The organism is Archangium violaceum (genome assembly GCF_016887565.1).
Taxonomy (GTDB): domain Bacteria; phylum Myxococcota; class Myxococcia; order Myxococcales; family Myxococcaceae; genus Archangium; species Archangium violaceum_B.
The window spans coordinates 4,979,675-4,998,994 of record NZ_CP069396.1 but is presented as its reverse complement, the minus strand read 5'-3'; the positions used below and the strand labels follow the sequence as shown (position 1 = coordinate 4,998,994).

The window sequence follows — 19,320 nt, the reverse complement described above, 5'->3', positions numbered from 1 at the left end:
GTCGTTGGTGTGAGGGGCCGGACAGCTTGGACGGGAAATGATCGGAATGTCCATCATGAAGGCCACACGCCAGGACGTGGCAAAGCCATCAAAGGTGCCAAACAAAGAACTCGAACGGGACAGCCCGGCACGTTGCGTAACGCGGGAGCGGCGCTGGAGCGACTGTCACGCAGCCATCCTTACCGCTCGCGGGTCAGGACCCGCACCACCTCCTCCGCGAGCCGAGTGCCACGTCCCCGCCGCATCAGCAACCGGTAGGTCACCGGGGGAAGGCCGCGCACGGATAGGCGTGCGAGATCCGGGGTGTCCACCACGTCGTTGATCACCCCCACCCCCACCCCCAATGCCGCGAGCCGGCGGACCGCCTCCCAGCCAGTCACCTCCGCGGCGACCTCGAGGGTCCGTCCATGGGCCGCGGCGGCATCCTCCAGGGTGGCGCGCAGGGCTCGGCCGAGTGGAGGCACCAGGAGCCGGTGCTCGAGCAGGGCCCCCACCTCCACCTCTCGACCCGCCCGAGCCAGCGGGTGCTGCCGGGAAGCCACGGCCAGCATCGTGGCGGTGACGAGCGGCTGCGAGCGCAGCCCCGGGGGACTGGACGCGGGCCCGGCCACCACCGCCAGGTGCGCCGAGCCACGCTCCACGGCGGCGACCGCGGCGGGGCCATCCAGCACGAGGAAGGAGAGCACTCCGGTCCGCTCGCGAAGGAACGAAGCGATGCGCTCGGCCACCACATGCACCAGGGCCCCCTCTCCGCAGGCCAGCACCACCCGCTCCTCCGCGTTTCCCTGTCGGAGCTCCACGCGCAGGACGCGCTCACGCTCGAGGACGTCACGCGCCCAGGCGAGTACGCGCGCTCCATCCGGGGTGAGCTGGAGGCGTCGGCCCCGCCGCTCGTAGAGGGAGGTCTCCAGCGCCCGCGCAACCCCTTGCAGCCGCGCATGCACCGCTGGCTGGGAAAGCCCGATAGCTCGCCCCGCGAGCGTCAGGTTGCAGCCAGCCTCCGCGAACGCCACCAGGGCGCGAAGCCCATCCGTTTCCATGAGTGGAACTATCCGCTTCTTCGATAGCTGGAAGGAAGTCCCGATTCGTGGGCGGCGATGGTGTCGGCTAATGTTCCTCGCGAAAGAAAGGAAGAACGGTCATGGCCAGCTCACGCCGCCCGGAGGGGGAACTCCAGGCACTCGCCAGGAAATCGAAGAAGCTCTCATGGTTGTTGCGCCATGGCGCCCGGGAGATGGGCCTCGCCATGGACTCCGCGGGCTTTGCCCACATCGGCGAGGTGCTGCGGATGACGGGGCTGTCTCGCGAGGAGCTCGACGAGGTGGTCGCGGAGAACAACAAGTCACGCTTCGAGGTGCGGGGCAAGCAGGTGCGTGCCGTGCAGGGCCACTCCCCGGAGGGAACCCCCGTGACGCTCGACGGGCTGGAGCGCAGCTGGGACGAGGTGCCCGGAGACGCGCCCCTCTACCACGGCACGTCCGTGGCCGCCGCGCACGCCATCCTCTCCGGGGAGGGCGTCCATTCCGCGGCGCGCACCCATGTCCACCTGGCTGCCACGGTGGACTCGAAGGTGGGCAAGCGCGCCGGCGTGGACGTGCTGCTGGTCATCTCCCCCGCGCGCCTGCGGGCCTCGGGGCTGCGCATCTTCCGCGCACCCAATGGGGTGTTGCTCGCGCGCGCCATCCCCGCCGCCGCCATCGTGGACGTGCTCGCGTGCAATGGCCCGGGACGCTCAGCGCTCGCGGAGCTGAAAAGACGGAGTGACACCACGAGGCACGATCATCAGCCGGGTCCGAGCACGCCGGACACCCTGGCTCGCACGCGGTGAGGCTGCTCCTGGCCGGGAGGAAACTCGTGCGCGGCGCACAGGGCGGCGTACTCGGTCGGTGAGCGGCCGACCTGTGCCTTGAAGTCGCGGATGAAGTGCGCCTGGTCGAAGTACCCGAGCTCCTGGGCGAAGGCCGCCCAATCGACGTGCACGCCCGCGGCGACGCGGTCGGCGGCCTCATGCAGGCGGAAGCGGCGAAGCACCCACTTCGGGCTGACGCCCACGTATTGGCGGAACAGGCGCTGGAGGGTCCGGACGGAGAGGCCAACCTGGGCGCTCAGGTCCTCGACCCGGGCGATCTCATGGCGCTCCAGCGCGTGCTGGATGACTCGCACGACCGTGGCGACGGTCACGTCACATGGGGGCAACCGCTGGCGCAGGAACTCCTCGACGAGGGCGATCTGCTCGTGCTCGTCATGGCGGGCGAGGACCGCTGGCTCGAGGTCCGCCCCGGCGGGGCCGAAGACCTCGTGGAGTGGCAGGGCTCGATCCGTCAGCCCGGACATGGGGAAGCGCACGAACGGGAAGAACGCTCCGGGCCGGAACTTGGTGCCGACGACCTGCCCCCTCCCCTCGAGCAGGGTGGAGAACCTCCGGGTCCCCACACCGTGGACGGCCGACCGCCCGGCTTCGAGTACGAGGTTCACGCACGGATGGGGCAATACCTCCTGCGGGAACGGTTCCCGGTCGCGGAGGTCCCACCGCACGGTCCAGTGACGCTCGACGAAGAACGCGAGGTCCTCGGACGGCGGGTAGCGCGTGAGATGGAAGTGTGTCCCCATCGCACGTGGGTTCAGGACACCTCTCTGACTGGCGCTCGGGGCTCGCATGGGCTGACGCGTTTCTACAATACGCGGCCGGGCTTTCGGGGAATGCTCGCCGCATGAACGATCTCAAGACGTACGAAGGTGGGTGCCACTGCGGCAAGGTTCGCTTCGAGGCGAAGGTGGATCTCGGCGGTCAGATCATCTCGTGCAACTGCTCCTTCTGCTCGAAGACGGGCGCGCTCCTGGCCTTCGTGGGGGCGGACCAGCTCACGATTCGAACGGGTGCGGACGCCCTCGGGGATTACCAGTTCGGCAAGAAGCGCATCCATCACCAGTTCTGCCCGGCCTGCGGCATCCGTCCGCTCAGCCGGGGTACGGCGCCCGACGGCCGCCAGATGTACGCCATCAACGTCCGCTGCCTGGACGGAGTCGAGCTCGACGCGCTCGAGGTGACACAGGTCGACGGCAAGAGCATGTAGGCCCCGAAGGGGGCTGGCGCGGAGGAAGATGCTCCCCTCAGCGCTCCGCCGCCGGATGCGCTCACCGCCAGCGCCGACGTGAGACGGCATACAGCGGCAACAGGATGAACAGGAACCCGGCCGTGAGGCCCGGGTTGGCGTTGCAGCCACAGCCCGTGGAGACCTGCCCATTGCCGTCGTCGGTGCCCGGGTTGGTGCCGGCGTCGGGCTGGCCACCGCCGGTCCCCGCGTCCGTGGACACTCCCGCATCCGTGGAGGTGCCCCCATCCGAGGCCGTTCCCGCGTCCGCGCCGGTTCCCGCGCCGCAGTCTCCCAGCGAGTGCTCGAGCGCGCCCAGCGTATAGGCCCCTGCCGAGGGACGAGGGCGGGCACAGAAGTCGTCCGTCACCGTGGCCCGCGCCTCGGCGGCTCCGATGAGCTGCGACGCGTTGCCCTTGAGTCGCAGGTCTCCGCTCAGGGGCGCCTGGTACCACGTGGTCCAGGTGCCCGTGGCCACGTTCATGTGGTTCGTGCCGGCAGTGAAGCTGCCGCTGTCGCGAGTGCGGACGACCGAGGACAGCACGTTGCCGTGGGCCTCTCCGGTGGAGGAGGCGAAGCGGAAGTCCACGCCCGTGGTGGAGATGATCGTGTTGAACAGCACCTTCGTGTTGGCGGCCTTGTTCAGGTAGATGCCCACGTCCGAGCAGTTGATGATGACGTTGTTGCGCATGACCCCGTCCGTGTGCTCGGGGTCGCAGGGAACGTTCGCATCGAAGGCGGGCGCACAGAACGCATTGCCCGTTCCTCCGCCGCCGAAGGACAGGCCGATGCGCGTCCCTCCGCTCGGGTAGTCCTTCACGCAGAGGACGCGGTTGCGCTCGAAGACGCCCCGCTTGCCACCGCTCTTCATGAAGGCGCCGTAGGAGATGCCGTTCACCTTGGAGAAGTCGTGCACGTCGTTGTCGCGGACCACCCAGTCGTCACCGGTATCGATGTTGATCTTGTTGACGGGGTTGGAGGTCGAGCGCGCGTGCGTATCGTAGAACTCATTGCGTTCCACGAGGCCGCGGTGGGGCATCTCATAGACGCCACTGGCGTTTTTCACCGCGTTCACCTTGAGCTGCGCGTTGAAGTCGCGGATGCGGCTGTTGCGCAGCACGAAGCCTTCCGCGTGGCCCGTGACATGGAACGCGTGCTCGCAGTTGCTGTCCTGGGAGCAGACCCCCTCGATGGTCAGGCCGTCGAAGGTCCAGTACCGGCCCGACACCTTGAAGCCCTCGAGCGCGTTGAACTGGATGAGCGCCGCGTGCCGGTTCGCGGCGCGCACGGTGATGGGCTGGGTGGCGGTGCCCTCCGCCGCGCAGCTCAGGTTGACGTTCACCGCGTACGTGCCATCCGCGAGGACGATTTCATCGCCCGCCCGTGCCGAGGCGAGCGCGGACTGCAACTGGGCAACCGTCGAGACGTTCTTCACCGCGGCCACGGCGGGCAGCGACAGGAGGAGCAGGGCGAGGCAGGTCATCCGCATGACCGGCGAGGCTACCCGATGCCCGCTTGGACCTGTTGGTGGGAGTGAGGGCACAAATGATGAAATTGACTTTGATAATCGATTTCATTTAGAAGAGGCCGTCACTTCGTCACAGGAGACCGCGCATGCCGCTGTCCGCATCCCCTTCGTGGCCGCTCCAGGAAAGCCCCTGGCGTGTCCTCGCCCTGTCCACGCTGACGTTGACGCTGGCCTGTGCTTCACGGCCCGGAGTCTCCGCCGGGAGCGAGGAGCGCCCCGTGTCGTCCTCCGCGTGCGACCCGGAGCGGGACCGGGCCGCCATCCTCCAGATGGCGGGCAACTACCGGGTCGGGTTCGCCTTCGACGAAACGGTGGGATTGAGCGAGGGCTACACGCTTCATGAGCCCTACCGCGCGAAAGCGACGGAGTGGGTGGAGGTGTTGGAGGACACGCCCCGGCGGATATCGCTCCAACATGTCCTGGTGACGGAGCGGGACGGCAAGCGCTCGACCCTGAAGCACTGGCGGCAGGATTGGACCTTCGAGGACACCACGCTGCTGGAGTTTCGCGGGCACCGGACGTGGGAGCGCCGCGTCCTGGCGCCTCACGAGGTGACGTGCACGTGGAGTCAGGCCGTGTACGAAGTGGACGATGGGCCCCGGTACGAGGGCTACGGACGATGGACCCACGCCCACGGTGTCTCCGCCTGGCAGTCCGAGGAGTCGTGGCGTCCCCTGCCCCGCCGCGAGTACACCAAGCGCAGTGACTATGACGTGCTCGTCACCACCAACCGGCATGCCCTGACGCCCACCGGATGGGTGCATGAGCAGGACAGCCTCAAGGTGGTGCTCGGCCCCAATCCGCATGCGCTGGCACGGGAGCACGGGCTCAATGTCTACACACGCCAGCCGGCCGACGCGGCCTCCACCGAGGCGAGCACCGCCTGGAAGCAGACGCAGGGCTTCTGGAGCGAGGTCCGTGACGAGTGGCGGACCCTCTTCCAATCCCACCCGCGCTTCACCCTTCGGGACAGCGTCGAGGGCAAGCCACGCTACGAGCACCTCTTCGAGCTCGAGGAAACGACGGCCCCCGAGCGGCGTGAGCGGATCCGCGCGACGCTCGAGAGCTTCCTCGAGACCGCGGTGAGTACCAGCACGGCTCCCGCTGGCGAGTAGACGGCCGTGAAAGGGAACGCGATACGCGGGTTCGTATGGGTTCTTGGCTGGCTCCTGAGCGCGCCCGCGCTGGCGCAGGGGGAGGCGCCAGCCGTGGATGGAGGGGTCGCGGAAGAACCCGCGGCACCACAAACCGTGGTGACGGCGTCCCGCTCCGTGGAGCGGCTCCAGGACACGCCGGTGGCCGTCGAGGTCATCACCCGCAAGGACATCGAGGCCACGGGGGCGCGCGACCTGGCCGAGGCACTGGGCGCACGTCCCGGCCTGGAGCTCCGGCGCAGCTTCGCGGGAACGGAGCTGCGGGTACAGGGGATGTCCTCCGAGTACACCCTCGTCCTGGTGGACGGCGAGCGCGTGACGGGGCGGCTGGGGGGCGCCCTGGATTTCTCCCGGTTCTCCACGGAGGACATCGAGCAGGTCGAGATCATCCGCGGCCCGTCCTCGGTCCTCTACGGCAGCGACGCCGTGGCGGGCGTGGTCAACATCATCACCCGCAAGGCGCGGCGTCCCCTGGGAGCCACGGCGCAGGTCTCGCTCGGCAGCCTGTGGCAGTTGGAGGTGGACGGCTCCGTGGAGACACGGGGCGAGCGGGCGGGAATGCGGCTCAGTGGCGGTTTCCAACGCCGCGATGGCTACGACCTGACCCCTGACTCTCCCGCGACCACGGGCAGCTCGCTCGAAGGCTACCAGGCCTCCTTGCGCGGAGACCTGCGGGCCACGGAGTCGTTCCGGCTCGAGGCGAGCGCCGCGGCGTCCCGCCGGGTGCAGCGAGGCGTCGACGAGGGCGCGGCCAGCGCGCTGTTCGATCGCGCGAGTCAGAACGAGAGCTACGAGGCGACGCTGTCACCCTCGCTGGTCCTCTCTCCCACCGGCACGCTCCAGTTCTCCGGTCGCTACTCGCGCTTCCGCCATCGCTATGTGTTGGATCAACGCAACGCCTCCGTCCTGGATCAGGTGGAGGAGACGCACGAGCAGATGGCTCGGGTGGGCGTGCAGCTCGACCAGGGTCTGGCCCAGGTGCATCAGCTCGTGGTGGGCGTGGAGGCCATTGGCGAGACGCTCGACTCCGACCGGCTGGCGGGGGCGGGCCGGCGCGGCCGGGTCTCGCTCTACGGACAAGACTCCTGGAAGACGCCCCTGCCGGTGGCGCTCCACGTCGTGCCCGGCTTGCGGCTGGATGTGGACTCCGAGTTCGGAACGGTGCTGACGCCCCGGATCGCCGTGCGGCTGGCGCCGGTGGAGACACTCACGGTGCGCGCCAGCTATGGCCACGCGTTCCGGGCACCGAGCTTCCAGGAGCAGCTCATCGACTTCGAGAACCCGAGCGTGGGGTACGTGGTCGCGGGCAACCCCACGCTGCGACCCGAGCACTCCCGGGGCGCGACCCTGTCCGCGGAGTGGCGGCTCACGAGCCGCGGCCTGCTGTGGACGAACCTGTTCCGCAACGACCTCTCCGACATGATCTCCGTGGTGCAGGACGAGCACTCCCCCACCCTGCGCTTCACGTACGCCAACATCTCTCGCGCGACCGTGCAGGGCGCGGAGGTGGGGTGGAAGCAGCGGCTGCCCCTCGGGGCCTGGCTGGATGTGGGCTACACGCTCATCAGCGCGCGGGATATCGAGGAGGACAGACCCCTCGAGGGACAGAGCACGCACCGGCTCACCACCCAGCTCGGGATGCGATACCGGCCCTGGAGGCTGGAGGCATCCCTCCAGGGAGCGCTGGTCGGCCCCCGCCCCTACTACCAGGATTCCGATGGGACGGATCGAACGGTCATGGCCCCCGCCTACGCGACCCTGGACGCACGACTCGCCTACGGCGTGCTGGAGACGGTCCGGGCGTTCGTCGCCGGCCGCAATCTGCTGAACGCGGGGGACTCGCAATACCTGCCCATCCAGCCTCGCGCCTTCCACGCGGGGCTCATCCTCGAATTGTGAGGGAGGACGCATGATGAAACGCATTGCCCTGGTGCTCTGCCTCGCCGCGTGCGGTGGAGACATCCAACCGGAGCCAGACCCCGACCCGGCGCCCATCGACGGCACGCCGACCGACTGGTTCCGCCACACGCCCCAGGCGGACGGAACAGTGACCACGGTCGTCGATGCAACCGATGGGGCCGCGTGGAGGGCCCTCGATCTCGATACGAGCCAGACCGTGGATGCCTCCACACAGGCCGCCTGGGATTTGTCCTTCCAGCGCTTCCACATCCGGACACGGGGGGGAGTCAACGGCACGGGAGGCGTCACGGTGACTGTGGTCGCGGACCCCTTCGAGTCGATCTCCACGGCGCCCGCCTCGGGCTACCGGGAGGATGTCGCGGACGGCGCGGACTCCGACAGCGAACCGGACAACGTCTTCGAAACGGAGGGGGGTTGGTACAGCTATGACGTGACCACCCACACGCTCTCGCCGCGCGCCCAGACCTATGTCATCCGGAGCGATGCGGGCCGGTACTTCAAGCTCCAGATACAGAGCTACTACGACCAGGCGGGCTCCCCCGCCATGCTCTCCTTCCGGTGGAAGCAGGTGGAGCCGCCGGTCCAATCCCAGACTCCCTAGAAAGACTTCTCATGAAGAACAATCTCTGGAAGACCACTCTCTTGACGTTCGCCCTGACGTTGGGCGCCTGCGGTACACCGGAGCCCGGGCCCCAGGCCGAGGCCCCACGGTGCGAGGCGAGTCCCGTGCGCTGCGCGGAGCAGAGCATCGACGCGTTGAGGCTGCTCACCACGGTGTCCACGGGGGAGATCCGTGAGGAAGGAACGACCCCGGGCGAGTTCCACACCTATGTGGATGCACGGGCGGAAGGGGCCACTCCCAAACAATCCTATACCTATACCCGCTTCACCCCCGAGGGGCTGAGCCGGGTGGAGGTGGATGATCAAGCGGCCCTCGCCTCGACGGATTGGGACATCGCCTTCCGCCGCTACAACATCCGGGTGAACAGCGGTGTGTCCGGCCCCTCGTGCATCGCGGTGGCCCAGACCCCGGCGGGCACGACCTTCGACTCGGTGAACGCGGTGGACTCCACCTGGGAGTTCCGCACCGAGAACTACTTCACCGAAAGCTGCGAGGTCATCTCCGGGGAGGCGACCCTCGGCTCACCCGAGACGCGGCTGGGCGGCTTCTGGACATACCAGGCCTGTCTGGCCATGACGGGCGACATCTTCGTGGTGCGTCTGGCGAATGGGCGGCATGTGAAGCTGGAGGTGACGCACTACTATGACCCGGCACCGCAGCAGACGTGCAATCAGACGGGCAAGGTGCCCCAGCCCAGCGGAGCGGCCCAGTTTCGCGTCAGGTGGGCCTTCCTGCCGTGAGGCTCTCCCTGTTGCTGCTCCTCATCCTGGGCGCCCGGTGCGGGGGTCCGGACGGCAATCCCCCGCATGAAGCGCTCGGGAGGGAGCTGGGAGCAGAACTCCAGGGAGGCCGACCCACCGAGGCCACGGCGGCTCCACCGCGCTTCGCGCCCGGCGAGCAGGTGGAATCGGTGGTGTCTCCCGGAGGCCTCTTCCGGCTCCACTTCTCTCGGAGTGGGGCCAACGCGGTCCCGGTGGCGGACGCGGATGGGAACGGCGTCCCGGACTCCGTCGACACCGTGGCACGTACCTATGACGCCGTGGCTGTCTTCTACTCGGGGATGGGCTACCGCCTGCCGCCCGGGGACTCCGGTGGGACTGGCGAGCACGGAGGAGACGAACGCTTCGACGTCTACCTGGTGGACTTCGCCGGACGGGCGGATGGGGCCTTCCGGGTGGAAGGATGTCTCACGGCGGACCTGGGTTGTAGCGGGTACATGCTCCAGGAGAACGACTTCGCCGGCTATGGCTATCCCTCCTACGAACACGCCGTGGCGACGTTGGCGAGCCATGAGTTCTTCCACGCCGTGCAGGCCGCCTACCGCACCGGCCTGGGACGCGTGGCGGAGGAAGGCACGGCGGTCTGGGCCTCCGAACAGTTCGAGCCCGAGCTGGACGACCTGGAGCGAGTCTCTCCGGCGTACCTGTCGCAGGCGGATCGCAGCCTGGTGGTGGATCCAGACGGACCGGCGCAGTCCTTCAGTTATGGAGCCTCGCTCTTCTTCCAATTCCTGAGCGAGCGCCTGGGAGAGGGAGTGGTGTTGTCGATGTGGGAGGAGAGCGTGCACGCGCCCTCCGCCCGCTGGCCGGCACTGCTGGAGACGGTCCTGCGCCGCGATTGGGGAATGGACTTCGACACCGCGTTCCGCGAGTTCGCGCAGTGGAACCTGGCCACGGGAGCGCGGGCGCGAGAAGGGAGTGGGTATGCACGAGGCGCGGACTACTCCGGTCTCGTTCTCGCGGCCAGGGACCTCCCGGTGGACGAGCCCTCGGTGCGGGTGGCGGCCGCCTCGACCCGCTACTTCGAGGTACCGGGCGGAACGGAGAGCGTCTCGGCGTCCTTCGACCCCAGGGAGGGCACGGAGAGCGCGGCGATCCACCTGCTGGTCGCGGCGGTGAACGAGCACGAGGTGCTGCGGGTCGTCCGTGCGGACGGGCCGGGAATCCTGTCCGCCCAGGTGTCCGCCCGGGATGCCACACACGTGGTGGTGGCGATGGTGAACGGGCGGCCGGAGGGAGACGGCCGGTATGGACGGCTGCGCATCTCCTCCATGACTCCGCACGAGGAACCCTCTGGTGGCTGCCAGACCGCCCCGGGGGCACTCCCCTGGGCACTGCTCCTGACCGCGACCGTATGGCGACGTTCCCCGAGGCGGCGCACGACCTGAGCTGATTGCTCTCCCAAGCTTCTACATTCCCCAAGCAACGGATTGGGGAGAGACTTTTGTAATTTCAAGAGCGCATTGTGGACGCTCCTGGGCTTCAATACGGGAATCGAGCTCGCGCAGCTCGCTCTCTTGTCTGTCGTCCTCCCCTGGCTCCTGCTCCTGGCCCGGACGCGTGCGTACCACGCGTTTCGCATCGGCGGCGCGCTCACCGCGGGTGTTCTCGCGTCCGGCTGGCTCCTCGAGCGCACGGCGGGACTTCCGAACCCGACCGGCCCCGCGGTGGCGTGGATGGAGCGCCACCCGCTCGTGCTCCTGATCGCCCTGGCATTCGCCGCGATTGCCGCGCGTGCGAGCGAGTCCAGATCCGCACCGAGAGACTCCACGCGGACGTCGGGGACGGAGGGCTCGGTATCCCGCTGAATGCCGTCACGTTGTGCGGGAACGCGCCGATTCCGCCTTGCCCATGAGCCACTGCAGTCCCGCGAGATGCTGTTGATCGTGGCTGCAGAGGTAGTGGATCAGCCCACGCACCGTCACCGGGCCGTAGCCCTCGAACGTTCCCGCGCGGGCAAGTTGCTCGTCGCTCAACGGCCTGAGCATCTCCACCGTCGCTCGGCGCGCCGCGCGGAACGCGGCAAATACGGCCGGGGGTTCCGCGGCGGCATAGTCGCGCTCCTTGACCAGGGCGTAGGTATCCAACGAGGCCAGCACCGGCCCGGTCTCGTTCAACAGCCGGCTGAAGCGCACGTGATAGCCGTCGAGCTCGATGTCACGCACGTGGCAGATCTGCTCCAGAGCAGTCAGGTTCTCGCTAGGACAACCCTCCCAGGAATCGGGTACCCAGCGCGTCAGTTCGCGCGGAAACGCGTGGTAGAATCCTTCCAGCCGCGAGGGAAACTCCGCCAATGCGGAAAGCGTCATGGCAATCATGTTCGTCCTGAGCTCTTCAGACCATGCCACATGTTCACGCGGATCGAGTGACATGAGGGCGCCAGTCGCTATCGTGTAGTCCATCCATGGACCGTAGGGCATGCGGCAGGCGTGCCCAGGAGCTCGATGGCGGAGCTCTCGTACAGGGTCACCATGTCCCGCACGTTGACGCCCGACAGCCCCTCCAGGCCGTACCGCATGCTCGGATGAAGGCGTGAGCGACGCTCCGTGAGGAAGCGCTGGAGGGTCCGCGTCACATCCTGCTCCGTTGGCGGCTTGTCTCCACCCAGCGCGGAGAGGGCGCGGCAGAGGGCGTCGAAATCCTCGCGGATTCGAGCCAGTCCGGCCTTGCGCTCGGCCGCCGTGGTGCTGAAGCGCGCCTGGAGCTCCACCCTCACCCACTCGCCCTGACGGGCGGGAAATGCGGGAAAGCTCCAGGAGCGCACGAGCATCCGGGCGCAGGGTCTGTCCAGATAGAGGCCTTCCACGCGCGGTCCGTTTCCGCCGCGCGCGTCCTCTCGCACCTTGCCGTCGCGCCCCACCTCGAAGCTCAGCAAGACCCGATCATCCACATCGGGAGGAGGGTTCCAAGGAGTGTTTTCCTTGGGGCTTTCCTCGGTGAGCAGACGCATGCAGGAGGCCAGCGCCTGCCGCTGCTGGTCGAAGACGCGCTTGACCGCTTCGGGAGAGAGGCCGGGGGAGGTCTCCACCTGGCTGGCGGGGGAGACCTCGGCCGCGTGAGCGACGGGGATCAAAAGGCAGAGAGCCAGAGCGGACCACCCTGGGACGATGCGAGGCGTGTGAAAGTGCATGCGGTGCGTCCTAGCAGAAACGCGCTCGCGACTCACCGCCTATTGACACTACCCGGCCTCCGAGCACGCATTCAAATCCACATCGCTGTACACCCCTTTGCGATACATATAGGATTCGATGAATTCAAAACTACGATTCACGATCCGGGTGATATACAATTCGAGCCCCTCGGACGGCGTCCCCTTGACACCCAGGGCCACGGTTTCGAAGGTGAAGTCACCGGTCTGCGGGTTGTTCACGACGTATACCAGCCCATAGGTGAAGTGGCACCCGCCCACGAGATTCGACCCTGACACGCGCACACGCGAGCCATCCGGACACGCCGCGGGCATGTATCCCGCTGCTACCAACTCCGTCATGTTGACCGCGTAGGCATTGTTCTGCGCCAGGATGGACTGTTGCTTCTCGACCAGCGCTTTCAACTCACGAATGCCTTCGCATTCGAGGCTCCCGAGGTTGACCGATTGGTCCTCCGCCAACGCGGGGAGCGCCCACGAGAAGGACAACCCGACGACGACAGAAAACGAGCGCATTGCACTACGTAGCATGGAGATCCTCCCTTTCCGCTTTCTTTCTGTCGAGGGTAGAGAGTCACACCTCGGAAAAGAACACTCGAAAGTCCAGGAAAATACTCACCTGAAAGAGGGAACGAGCGTTCACCCTTCCGAGGCATCAGACGGCGGAACCGCAGGTGGAGGCGGCGGGATACGCATCCCCCCTGCCGCTGAAGCGCCCCTTCATCCGCCCCTTGCGGTTGCTCTCCCTGCCACCGAGGAGATTATTCGCCATCCTTATGGAAGAGATGCATGTGAATGAATTCCGCACGCTCCGAGCGTGTTGGGATTGGTCGGGTCATCCCACGACACGACACTGCCCATGAGCCAGCACCTTCCTGTGGATCTCTCCATTCCACCCAAGACGCGCCCGTACGAGGAGGCACACGCCCCGCTGTCCATACTCCCGGATGACATCTTCGCGGGCGGCGGAGAGATGGGGGCCAGCATGCGAGCCATTGATTGGGCGGCCACGTCACTTGGGCCCGTGGAGAGCTGGTCCCAACCGCTGCGCAGCGCGGTGAGCCTCAGCCTCGCCTCGCGCTTTCCCATCCTCCTCTTTTACGGGCCGGAGCTGCTCATCCTCTACAACGACGCCAGCATTCCCATCTTCGGGCGCAAACACCCCGAGGCCCTGGGCCGGCCGAGCCGCGAGGTGTGGCCGGAGATCTGGCACATCATCGGGCCCATGCTGGAAGGAGTCCTCACCACGGGTCAGGCCACGTGGTCGGACGATCTGCAGCTCGTCCTCGATCGGGCCGGCTACCTGGAGGAGACGTACTTCACTTTCTCCTATAGCCCCATTGGCCTCGAGACGGGCCGGGTAGACGGCATCTTCGCCGCGGTGAACTTCAGCACCGAGCACGTCATTGGTGAGCGGAGGTTGCGCACTCTGCGCGAGCTCGCCGAGCACGTCGGCGATGCCCGCTCGCCCGAGGAGGCCTGTCGGCAGGCCGCGCGCACCTTCTCGGCCAACCCGGCGGACGTGCCCTTCACGCTGATGTACCAACTGGACGAGCGGCGCACCCAGGCCTCCCTGATAGGTGCGTCGGGGCTGGAGGAAGGCGGGGCGGCGAGCCCCCGGAAGGTGCGCCTCGAAGAAGCAGGTGCCCACGGCTGGCCGCTGGCACGCGTGGTGGCCACGGGGCGCATGGAGGTGGTCCCCCACGTGCGCGAGCTCTTCGGAAATCTGCCGGGAGGCGCCTGGGACGAGTCACCGCACTCGGCGGTGCTGCTGCCCATCTCGCAGCCCGGACAGAAGGAGCCCTACGGCGTGCTGGTGGCGGGCGTGTCTCCGCGCCGCAGGCTGGACGAGTCCTACCGGGGCTTCTTGGAGCTGGCCACCGAACACGTGGCCTCCGCCGTCGCCAACGCACAAGCCTACGAAGCCGAGCGCCGCCGTGCCGAGCAACTCGCCGAGCTGAACCGGGCGAAGACGACCTTCTTCTCCAACATCTCCCATGAGTTCCGCACTCCCCTCTCGCTGATGCTCGCCACCCTGGAGGACGCGCTGGCCTCTCCCCAGAAGTGCCTGGCCAGTGAGGAGCTATCCCATGTGCACCGCAACGGTGTGCGCCTGCTCAAGCTCGTCAACACGTTGCTGGACTTCAGCCGCATCGAAGCGGGCCGCATGCAGGCGTCCTATGTCTCCACGGACCTGTCCACCCTCACCGCCGACCTGGCCAGCACCTTCCGCTCGGCGATGGAGCGCGCCGGGTTGAGGCTGGTGGTGGACTGCCCGCCCCTGCCTGCCCCCACCTGGGTGGACCCGGAGCTGTGGGAGAAGATCGTCCTCAACCTCATCTCCAACGCCTTCAAGTTCACCTTCGAGGGCGAGGTGGAGGTGGCCCTGCGGTGGCGGGGCCCGTACGTGGAGCTGACCGTGCGCGACACGGGCACGGGCATCACCCCCGAGGAGCTGCCGCGCATCTTCGAGCGCTTCCACCGCGTGGAGGGCGCGCGAGGGCGATCCTTCGAGGGAACGGGCATCGGACTGGCGCTGGTGCAGGAGCTGGTGAAGCTGCACGGTGGCACCGTGAGGGTCCAGAGCGAGCTGGATCGGGGCACCACCTTCACCGTGAGCATTCCCACGGGAAACGCGCACCTGCCACCCGAGCGGCTCGGGACGGCAAGGGCATTGGTCTCTACCGCAGTGGGAGCCAGCCCCTTCCTCCAGGAAACCGCCGGGTGGACGGAGGCGGCTCCATCCCCCGCGGCCGTGTGCACGCCTTCCGTCACAACCGTCCCGAGAGCCGCGGCCCCCCTGCCGTGTTCCGTTCCGCGCGAGGCCCGCATCCTGCTCGCCGACGACAACGCGGACATGTGCTCCTACACGGAGCGGTTGCTGCGCGCGCAGGGCTGGGAAGTGGAGGCGGTGAGAGACGGAGCCGCAGCGTTCGAGGCGGCCCTCGCCCGCCCGCCGGACCTCGTGCTCAGCGACGTGATGATGCCTCGGCTGGACGGCTTCGGCCTGTTGCGTGCCCTGCGCGAGGACTCGCGCACCCACACGGTGCCCATCATCCTGCTGTCCGCCCGCGCGGGCGAGGAAGCCACGGTGGAGGGACTGGGCGCTGGCGCGGACGACTACCTCACCAAGCCCTTCAGCGCACGCGAGCTGGTGGCCCGCGTGGGTGCCGCGCTCACCATCGCCCGGATGCGCCAGGAAGCACTCCGCCGCGAGCAGCAGTACGTGGCCGAGATGGAGGCCAAGCAGCGGCTGCTGGACTCGGTGCTCCAGCAGATGCCCGCCGGCTTCATCCTCACCGAGCCGTCGGGCCGGATGACATTTCACAACCATCAGATGGAGGGGATGATGCGCGGCCCTCTGTTCACCACCAACTCCCTGGAGGAGTTCATCCACTATCGCGGCTTCCATCTGGACGGCCGCCCCATTCGGCCCGAGGAGTGGCCCCTGGCGCGCTCGCTGCTCCACGGAGAGGAGTTGGTGGACCAGGAGCTGCTCATGGTGCGGCAAGACGGAACGCAAGCACTGTGGCGGGTGAGAACCAGTCCGATCCGGGACCACGAGAACCGCATCATCGCGGGGGTCGCCATCTGCCAGGATGTGACGCAGCAGAAGGAACAGGAAGCGGAACTGCGCCGCCGCGTGGAGTTCGAGCAACAAATCGTCGGCATCGTCAGCCACGACCTGCGCAACCCCATCAACGCCATCACCCTGGCCGCCCGAACGCTGCTGTGGCGCGAGGGGCTCGACGCGCGAGCCGTGAAGTCCGCCAATCGCATCCTCTCCTCCGCGGAGCGTGCCACGCGGATGATCCGCGATCTGCTCGACTTCACCCAGGCCCGCCTGGGCGGAGGCATCCCGCTGGAGCGCCGGCCCACGGACCTGCGGCTGCTCGTGCAGCAGGTGCTGGAAGAGGTGGGAGTGGCCTGGCCGGAGCGACGCATCGAGGTGAGCCAGCGCGGCAACACCTGGGGCGAGTGGGACTCGGACCGGATGGCCCAGGTGGTGTCCAACCTGGTGACCAACGCCCTCAAGTACAGCCCCACGGATACGCCCGTGCGCGTGGACCTGTGCGCCGAAGGCGAGGCCGCGGTGCTGTCGGTCCACAACGAGGGCGCGCCCATCCCGCCCGACCTCATCCCCCGCCTCTTCGAGCCGCTCCAGCGTGGCGCCCGGGAAATGGACCGGGCGAGCCGCAGCATCGGCCTCGGTCTGTACATCGTGAAGCACCTGGTGGAGGAACACGGAGGCACCGTGTCCGCGCAGTCGAGTCAGGGCAGGGGAACGACCTTCATCGTGCGGCTGCCCCGCGAGCCACCCCCGCACTGATGTCCACGCGACTCACCGCGAGTGAATGCCCGGCCGATGGTGGGCCAGAGACGAATGGGGGCCCTGTTGACCTGTGCCTGGTGTGGAGGCAGGCGCCGGGTATACCAGCAGGGCCGCCCGCTCCGCCCTCAGCGAGAGGCCGCATGCATCGAGAGGCGCCCGGTGGCGAGCACGCCCTCACGCAACCCGGCGGCAGTGCAGGGCTTCACTCCCGGGTGGGTGGGGAGGTCCACCTCCGGACGGCGCCGGTTCTCCGGATTGAGGCATACCGCACCCTGGGGTCCCCAGACGGCCTCCAGGTGCTCGAGCCGGGCGCCCTTGCCCTGGATTCCATACGCATCCTGGACGAGGATCCGGGTGCCGTTGCGGGTGTAGCTGGCGAAGTCACCCTGGCCGACGAAGTACGCGGCGCGCTTGGCGTGCAGGCAGGAAGCAAAGAGGTCCTCGCGTACGCGTCCCGGCTGCTCGGAAGGCGAGTCCCACGGCTTGTACCCCCACAGCATGCAGGTCGCGATAGCGCCCGAGCCTCACCTGCTTCGCCGCCGCGGTGGTCATTCGTACTCGTACTCGATGGCCAGGCGTGGCCAGTTCGTCGAGGTCGAGTTCTCGCGCGTGTAGATGGTCACGTAGTCATCGGTGGTGTCGGTGGAGACGTCCGTGCCGAACCGCAGGCGGAACTGCGAGCGCAGGCCGCGGACCGTGCGGTAGGCCCAGTCATCCATCACCTTGCGCGTCACCACCAGGGACTTCTGGCCAATCGCAGTGACGGAAAGCGATTCCTGATCGTCGAAGGTCCCGCAGGAGATGCGGTCGCCGATCTGGCGGCAATAGAACGTCTTGATGACGGGCGTGTTGAAGTCGTCCCTGTCGAGCGCGGTGCCATAATCCACGCTCTGCACCCAGAAGGTGCCCAACTCGGTGTCGGGCGCGCCGACCTTGGCCGCCTGGTACAGGTAGAGGGTGGCGCTGTTGATGCGGGCCACCGTCCCCGGAAGCTCGCCAAGGTTGAAGCTGTAGAAGCCCCTCATGAACTTGCCGGAGAAGGTGTCGCCGAGCGCCGTGATGGTACCCGTGCTGGAGACCACCCCGTCGCTGTTCACGTAGCCGTCCAGGGCGGCCACGCTGTAGAGGGACGCGGTGCCCAGGTAGGCCACCCGGAACGAGCGGCCGACGTCGGCCGTCAGGGTATTGCCCGCGAGATCCTTCGCCGTGTTGCTCACCGTCCAGGACACCTGCGTGCCGTAGGAGAAGTCGTTGTCCGGGTCGAAGGTCATCGCCGTGCCCTCGGTGTTCCAGCTGAAGTAGCCCGCGTTGTAGCCGGAGGGGCTGGTGATGGCGAAGGCCGTCTGTGCCGAGACCTTGTTCATGGGCTCGGAGAAGACCACGGTGATGCTGTCGGAGCGGGCCGCGCCCCTGGCTCCATTGGCCGGGGTGGAGTCGGTGACGGTGGGCGGAGTGGTGTCAGGAGCCGAGGCGGTCTGGAACGAGAAGCTGTAATCCGAGGCCAGCGTGTTGCCCGCCGGGTCCTTCGCCCCGGTGCCGAGCGTCACGGTGTACGGGGTGCTGTAGCTCAGCGGCGAAGCGGGGGCGCAGGTGACGAGGGTGCTGGCGGTGTTCCACGAGAAGGCGCAGGTGACGGAGGGGCTCACGTTGAACGCGTTCTCCACCGCGAGCCGGTTCATGCTCTCCGAGAAGGACAACGAGATGCTGGTGGAGGTGCTCACGCTGGTGGCGCCATTGACCGGAGAGCTGGAGGACACGGTGGGCCGGGTGGTGTCCGGCGGGGTAGCGGTGGTGAAGGAGAAGGCCGTCGTGCCACCGAGCGCGTTGCCGGCCAGGTCCTTGCCGCTGACCGTCACCGTGTACTGGGTGCCGTAGGCCAGGCCCGCCGCTGGAGGCAGCACGGTGAGGATCGTGCTGGCCGCGTCCCACGAGAGCTGGATGTCCGCCGCCGGAGAGATGTCCACCTTGAAGGTGCCAGTGTCCAGGGCCTCGGAGAAGGTCAGGGTGAGCGCCGCCGTGGGGTCCACGTTGGTGGCCCCCGGCGCGGGCGTGGTGCCGCGGAGGGTGGGCGCGGTGGTATCGGGCACCTCGGTGGTGAAGTTGAAGGTGGTGGTCCCCGTCAGGCTGTTGCCAGCCACGTCCTTGCCCGACACGGTCAGGACGTAGGTGGTGCCTGGCGAGAGCTCCGCCAGGGGGGTCAGGCTGACTCCGGTGTCATCCGTGTTCCAGCTCGCGCTGCCGAGGCTCACCGTGGGGCTCAGCTCCACCCGCACCGACTGGGTGTCCATCGGCTCGGAGAAGGTCACGAGGATGGCGCTTCCCCGTGGCACTCCGGTCGCGCCGTTGCCCGGCGAGGTGGAGCGAACGGTGGGCGCCTGGGTGTCCTGAGAGCCACCGGCATCCGGCGGGGTGCCCGCATCCGGCGAGGTGTCACCGGCATCCGGCGGAGTGCCCGCATCCGGCGAGGTGTCACCGGCATCCAGCGAGGTGCCCGCATCCGGCGGGGTGCCCGCATCCTGCTCGGCATCGGGATCACCACCACAGGCCGCCAGCGCCGCGGCGAAGAGGACGAGCAATGCTGCACGTCGGAACATATTGCCTCCCTGTTCATGCACGGCGGGCATGGGACACTGACCGCCGTGTCCCCCCTCTCCGCATGCGGAGGCTTTTAGCTTGATTGATTGGTGAGCGGCCAGCCGGGCAGGCCGTTCACTCCTCCCAGCGGAGGACGAGCTTGCCCACGA

Annotated in this window: 17 protein-coding genes; 9 read left to right on the top strand and 8 right to left on the bottom strand. The window is 67.9% G+C overall.

The genetic code is table 11. The annotated features are described in order from the left end of the window. Window positions 1-179 precede the first annotated feature (179 nt). Window positions 180-1,040: a LysR family transcriptional regulator gene (locus tag JRI60_RS20555; RefSeq protein WP_204227549.1), complete on the bottom strand. Its 861-nt coding sequence runs from the start codon at window positions 1,038-1,040 to the stop codon at window positions 180-182. Window positions 1,041-1,141: 101 nt separating this feature from the next. Between JRI60_RS20555 and JRI60_RS20550 the strand changes: the two genes are divergently transcribed. Next, a complete protein-coding gene (locus JRI60_RS20550) occupies window positions 1,142-1,828 on the top strand; it encodes an RNA 2'-phosphotransferase (RefSeq protein WP_239470631.1) in 687 nt (228 codons plus the stop codon). On the opposite strand, the gene JRI60_RS20545 is transcribed toward JRI60_RS20550, so the two are convergent. Then, window positions 1,783-2,610: a helix-turn-helix domain-containing protein gene (locus JRI60_RS20545; RefSeq protein ID WP_343213417.1), complete on the bottom strand. Its 828-nt coding sequence runs from the start codon at window positions 2,608-2,610 to the stop codon at window positions 1,783-1,785. The genes JRI60_RS20550 and JRI60_RS20545 overlap by 46 nt on opposite strands. A gap of 101 nt (window positions 2,611-2,711) precedes the next feature. Between JRI60_RS20545 and JRI60_RS20540 the strand changes: the two genes are divergently transcribed. Continuing rightward, window positions 2,712-3,074 (top strand): GFA family protein, encoded by a 363-nt coding sequence (locus tag JRI60_RS20540; protein WP_204227547.1) that lies wholly within the window; start codon window positions 2,712-2,714, stop codon window positions 3,072-3,074. Between the two features lie 61 nt (window positions 3,075-3,135). Here the strand turns inward: JRI60_RS20540 and JRI60_RS20535 are convergent, their stop codons facing one another. Further along, a complete protein-coding gene (locus tag JRI60_RS20535; RefSeq protein WP_239470629.1) occupies window positions 3,136-4,581 on the bottom strand; it encodes a chondroitinase-B domain-containing protein in 1,446 nt (481 codons plus the stop codon). A gap of 125 nt (window positions 4,582-4,706) precedes the next feature. Here JRI60_RS20535 and JRI60_RS20530 point away from each other — a divergent pair, with 125 nt between their 5' ends. The 6 genes from JRI60_RS20530 to JRI60_RS20505 all read left to right on the top strand — a co-directional run bounded on the left by JRI60_RS20530 (window position 4,707) and on the right by JRI60_RS20505 (window position 10,903). Next, window positions 4,707-5,735: a DUF6607 family protein gene (locus JRI60_RS20530; RefSeq protein WP_204227546.1), complete on the top strand. Its 1,029-nt coding sequence runs from the start codon at window positions 4,707-4,709 to the stop codon at window positions 5,733-5,735. Window positions 5,736-5,828: 93 nt separating this feature from the next. Further along, window positions 5,829-7,673 (top strand): TonB-dependent receptor plug domain-containing protein, encoded by a 1,845-nt coding sequence (locus JRI60_RS20525; protein ID WP_239470628.1) that lies wholly within the window; start codon window positions 5,829-5,831, stop codon window positions 7,671-7,673. Between the two features lie 10 nt (window positions 7,674-7,683). Further along, window positions 7,684-8,295, top strand: coding sequence for an HmuY family protein (locus tag JRI60_RS20520; protein WP_204227545.1), 612 nt, complete (start codon window positions 7,684-7,686; stop codon window positions 8,293-8,295). An 11-nt stretch (window positions 8,296-8,306) separates the two neighbouring features. Further along, entirely contained in the window at window positions 8,307-9,056 is a 750-nt protein-coding gene (locus JRI60_RS20515) for an HmuY family protein (protein WP_204227544.1), read from the top strand. After that, window positions 9,053-10,483 (top strand): MXAN_6640 family putative metalloprotease, encoded by a 1,431-nt coding sequence (locus JRI60_RS20510; RefSeq protein ID WP_239470627.1) that lies wholly within the window; start codon window positions 9,053-9,055, stop codon window positions 10,481-10,483. Before JRI60_RS20515 ends, JRI60_RS20510 begins: the two co-directional genes overlap by 4 nt. Before the next feature lie 75 nt (window positions 10,484-10,558). Continuing rightward, window positions 10,559-10,903 (top strand): hypothetical protein, encoded by a 345-nt coding sequence (locus tag JRI60_RS20505; protein WP_204227542.1) that lies wholly within the window; start codon window positions 10,559-10,561, stop codon window positions 10,901-10,903. A gap of 6 nt (window positions 10,904-10,909) precedes the next feature. Here JRI60_RS20505 and JRI60_RS20500 read toward each other — a convergent pair whose 3' ends face one another. The 3 genes from JRI60_RS20500 to JRI60_RS20490 form a co-directional block, all read right to left on the bottom strand. Continuing rightward, complete coding sequence (locus JRI60_RS20500; RefSeq protein WP_239470626.1) at window positions 10,910-11,497, bottom strand: DinB family protein; 588 nt, start codon at window positions 11,495-11,497, stop codon at window positions 10,910-10,912. After that, complete coding sequence (locus JRI60_RS20495; RefSeq protein ID WP_204227541.1) at window positions 11,482-12,168, bottom strand: hypothetical protein; 687 nt, start codon at window positions 12,166-12,168, stop codon at window positions 11,482-11,484. Before JRI60_RS20495 ends, JRI60_RS20500 begins: the two co-directional genes overlap by 16 nt. A gap of 105 nt (window positions 12,169-12,273) precedes the next feature. Beyond that, window positions 12,274-12,774 carry a hypothetical protein gene (locus tag JRI60_RS20490; protein WP_204227540.1) on the bottom strand — a complete coding sequence of 167 codons (501 nt, stop codon included), beginning with the start codon at window positions 12,772-12,774 and terminating at the stop codon, window positions 12,274-12,276. A gap of 328 nt (window positions 12,775-13,102) precedes the next feature. Here JRI60_RS20490 and JRI60_RS20485 point away from each other — a divergent pair, with 328 nt between their 5' ends. After that, the gene (locus JRI60_RS20485) at window positions 13,103-16,573 is read left to right on the top strand and encodes an ATP-binding protein (protein WP_204227539.1); all 3,471 of its coding nucleotides are present in this window, start codon (window positions 13,103-13,105) and stop codon (window positions 16,571-16,573) included. 128 nt (window positions 16,574-16,701) lie between these two features. Here the strand turns inward: JRI60_RS20485 and JRI60_RS20480 are convergent, their stop codons facing one another. Together JRI60_RS20480 and JRI60_RS20475 are read right to left on the bottom strand one after the other, a co-directional pair. Beyond that, the gene (locus JRI60_RS20480; RefSeq protein ID WP_204227538.1) at window positions 16,702-17,076 is read right to left on the bottom strand and encodes an ADYC domain-containing protein; all 375 of its coding nucleotides are present in this window, start codon (window positions 17,074-17,076) and stop codon (window positions 16,702-16,704) included. A gap of 48 nt (window positions 17,077-17,124) precedes the next feature. Continuing rightward, a complete protein-coding gene (locus tag JRI60_RS20475) occupies window positions 17,125-19,170 on the bottom strand; it encodes an Ig-like domain-containing protein (RefSeq protein WP_204227537.1) in 2,046 nt (681 codons plus the stop codon). Window positions 19,171-19,320 lie beyond the last annotated feature (150 nt).

Coding starts and splice junctions, on each gene's coding strand:
- JRI60_RS20555 (WP_204227549.1), bottom strand. CDS start 1,040: ATGGAAACGGATGGGCTTCGCGCCCTGGTGGCGTTCGCGGAGGCTGGC.
- JRI60_RS20550 (WP_239470631.1), top strand. CDS start 1,142: ATGGCCAGCTCACGCCGCCCGGAGGGGGAACTCCAGGCACTCGCCAGG.
- JRI60_RS20545 (WP_343213417.1), bottom strand. CDS start 2,610: ATGGGGACACACTTCCATCTCACGCGCTACCCGCCGTCCGAGGACCTC.
- JRI60_RS20540 (WP_204227547.1), top strand. CDS start 2,712: ATGAACGATCTCAAGACGTACGAAGGTGGGTGCCACTGCGGCAAGGTT.
- JRI60_RS20535 (WP_239470629.1), bottom strand. CDS start 4,581: ATGCGGATGACCTGCCTCGCCCTGCTCCTCCTGTCGCTGCCCGCCGTG.
- JRI60_RS20530 (WP_204227546.1), top strand. CDS start 4,707: ATGCCGCTGTCCGCATCCCCTTCGTGGCCGCTCCAGGAAAGCCCCTGG.
- JRI60_RS20520 (WP_204227545.1), top strand. CDS start 7,684: ATGATGAAACGCATTGCCCTGGTGCTCTGCCTCGCCGCGTGCGGTGGA.
- JRI60_RS20515 (WP_204227544.1), top strand. CDS start 8,307: ATGAAGAACAATCTCTGGAAGACCACTCTCTTGACGTTCGCCCTGACG.
- JRI60_RS20500 (WP_239470626.1), bottom strand. CDS start 11,497: ATGGACTACACGATAGCGACTGGCGCCCTCATGTCACTCGATCCGCGT.
- JRI60_RS20490 (WP_204227540.1), bottom strand. CDS start 12,774: ATGCTACGTAGTGCAATGCGCTCGTTTTCTGTCGTCGTCGGGTTGTCC.
- JRI60_RS20485 (WP_204227539.1), top strand. CDS start 13,103: ATGAGCCAGCACCTTCCTGTGGATCTCTCCATTCCACCCAAGACGCGC.
- JRI60_RS20480 (WP_204227538.1), bottom strand. CDS start 17,076: ATGCTGTGGGGGTACAAGCCGTGGGACTCGCCTTCCGAGCAGCCGGGA.
- JRI60_RS20475 (WP_204227537.1), bottom strand. CDS start 19,170: ATGTTCCGACGTGCAGCATTGCTCGTCCTCTTCGCCGCGGCGCTGGCG.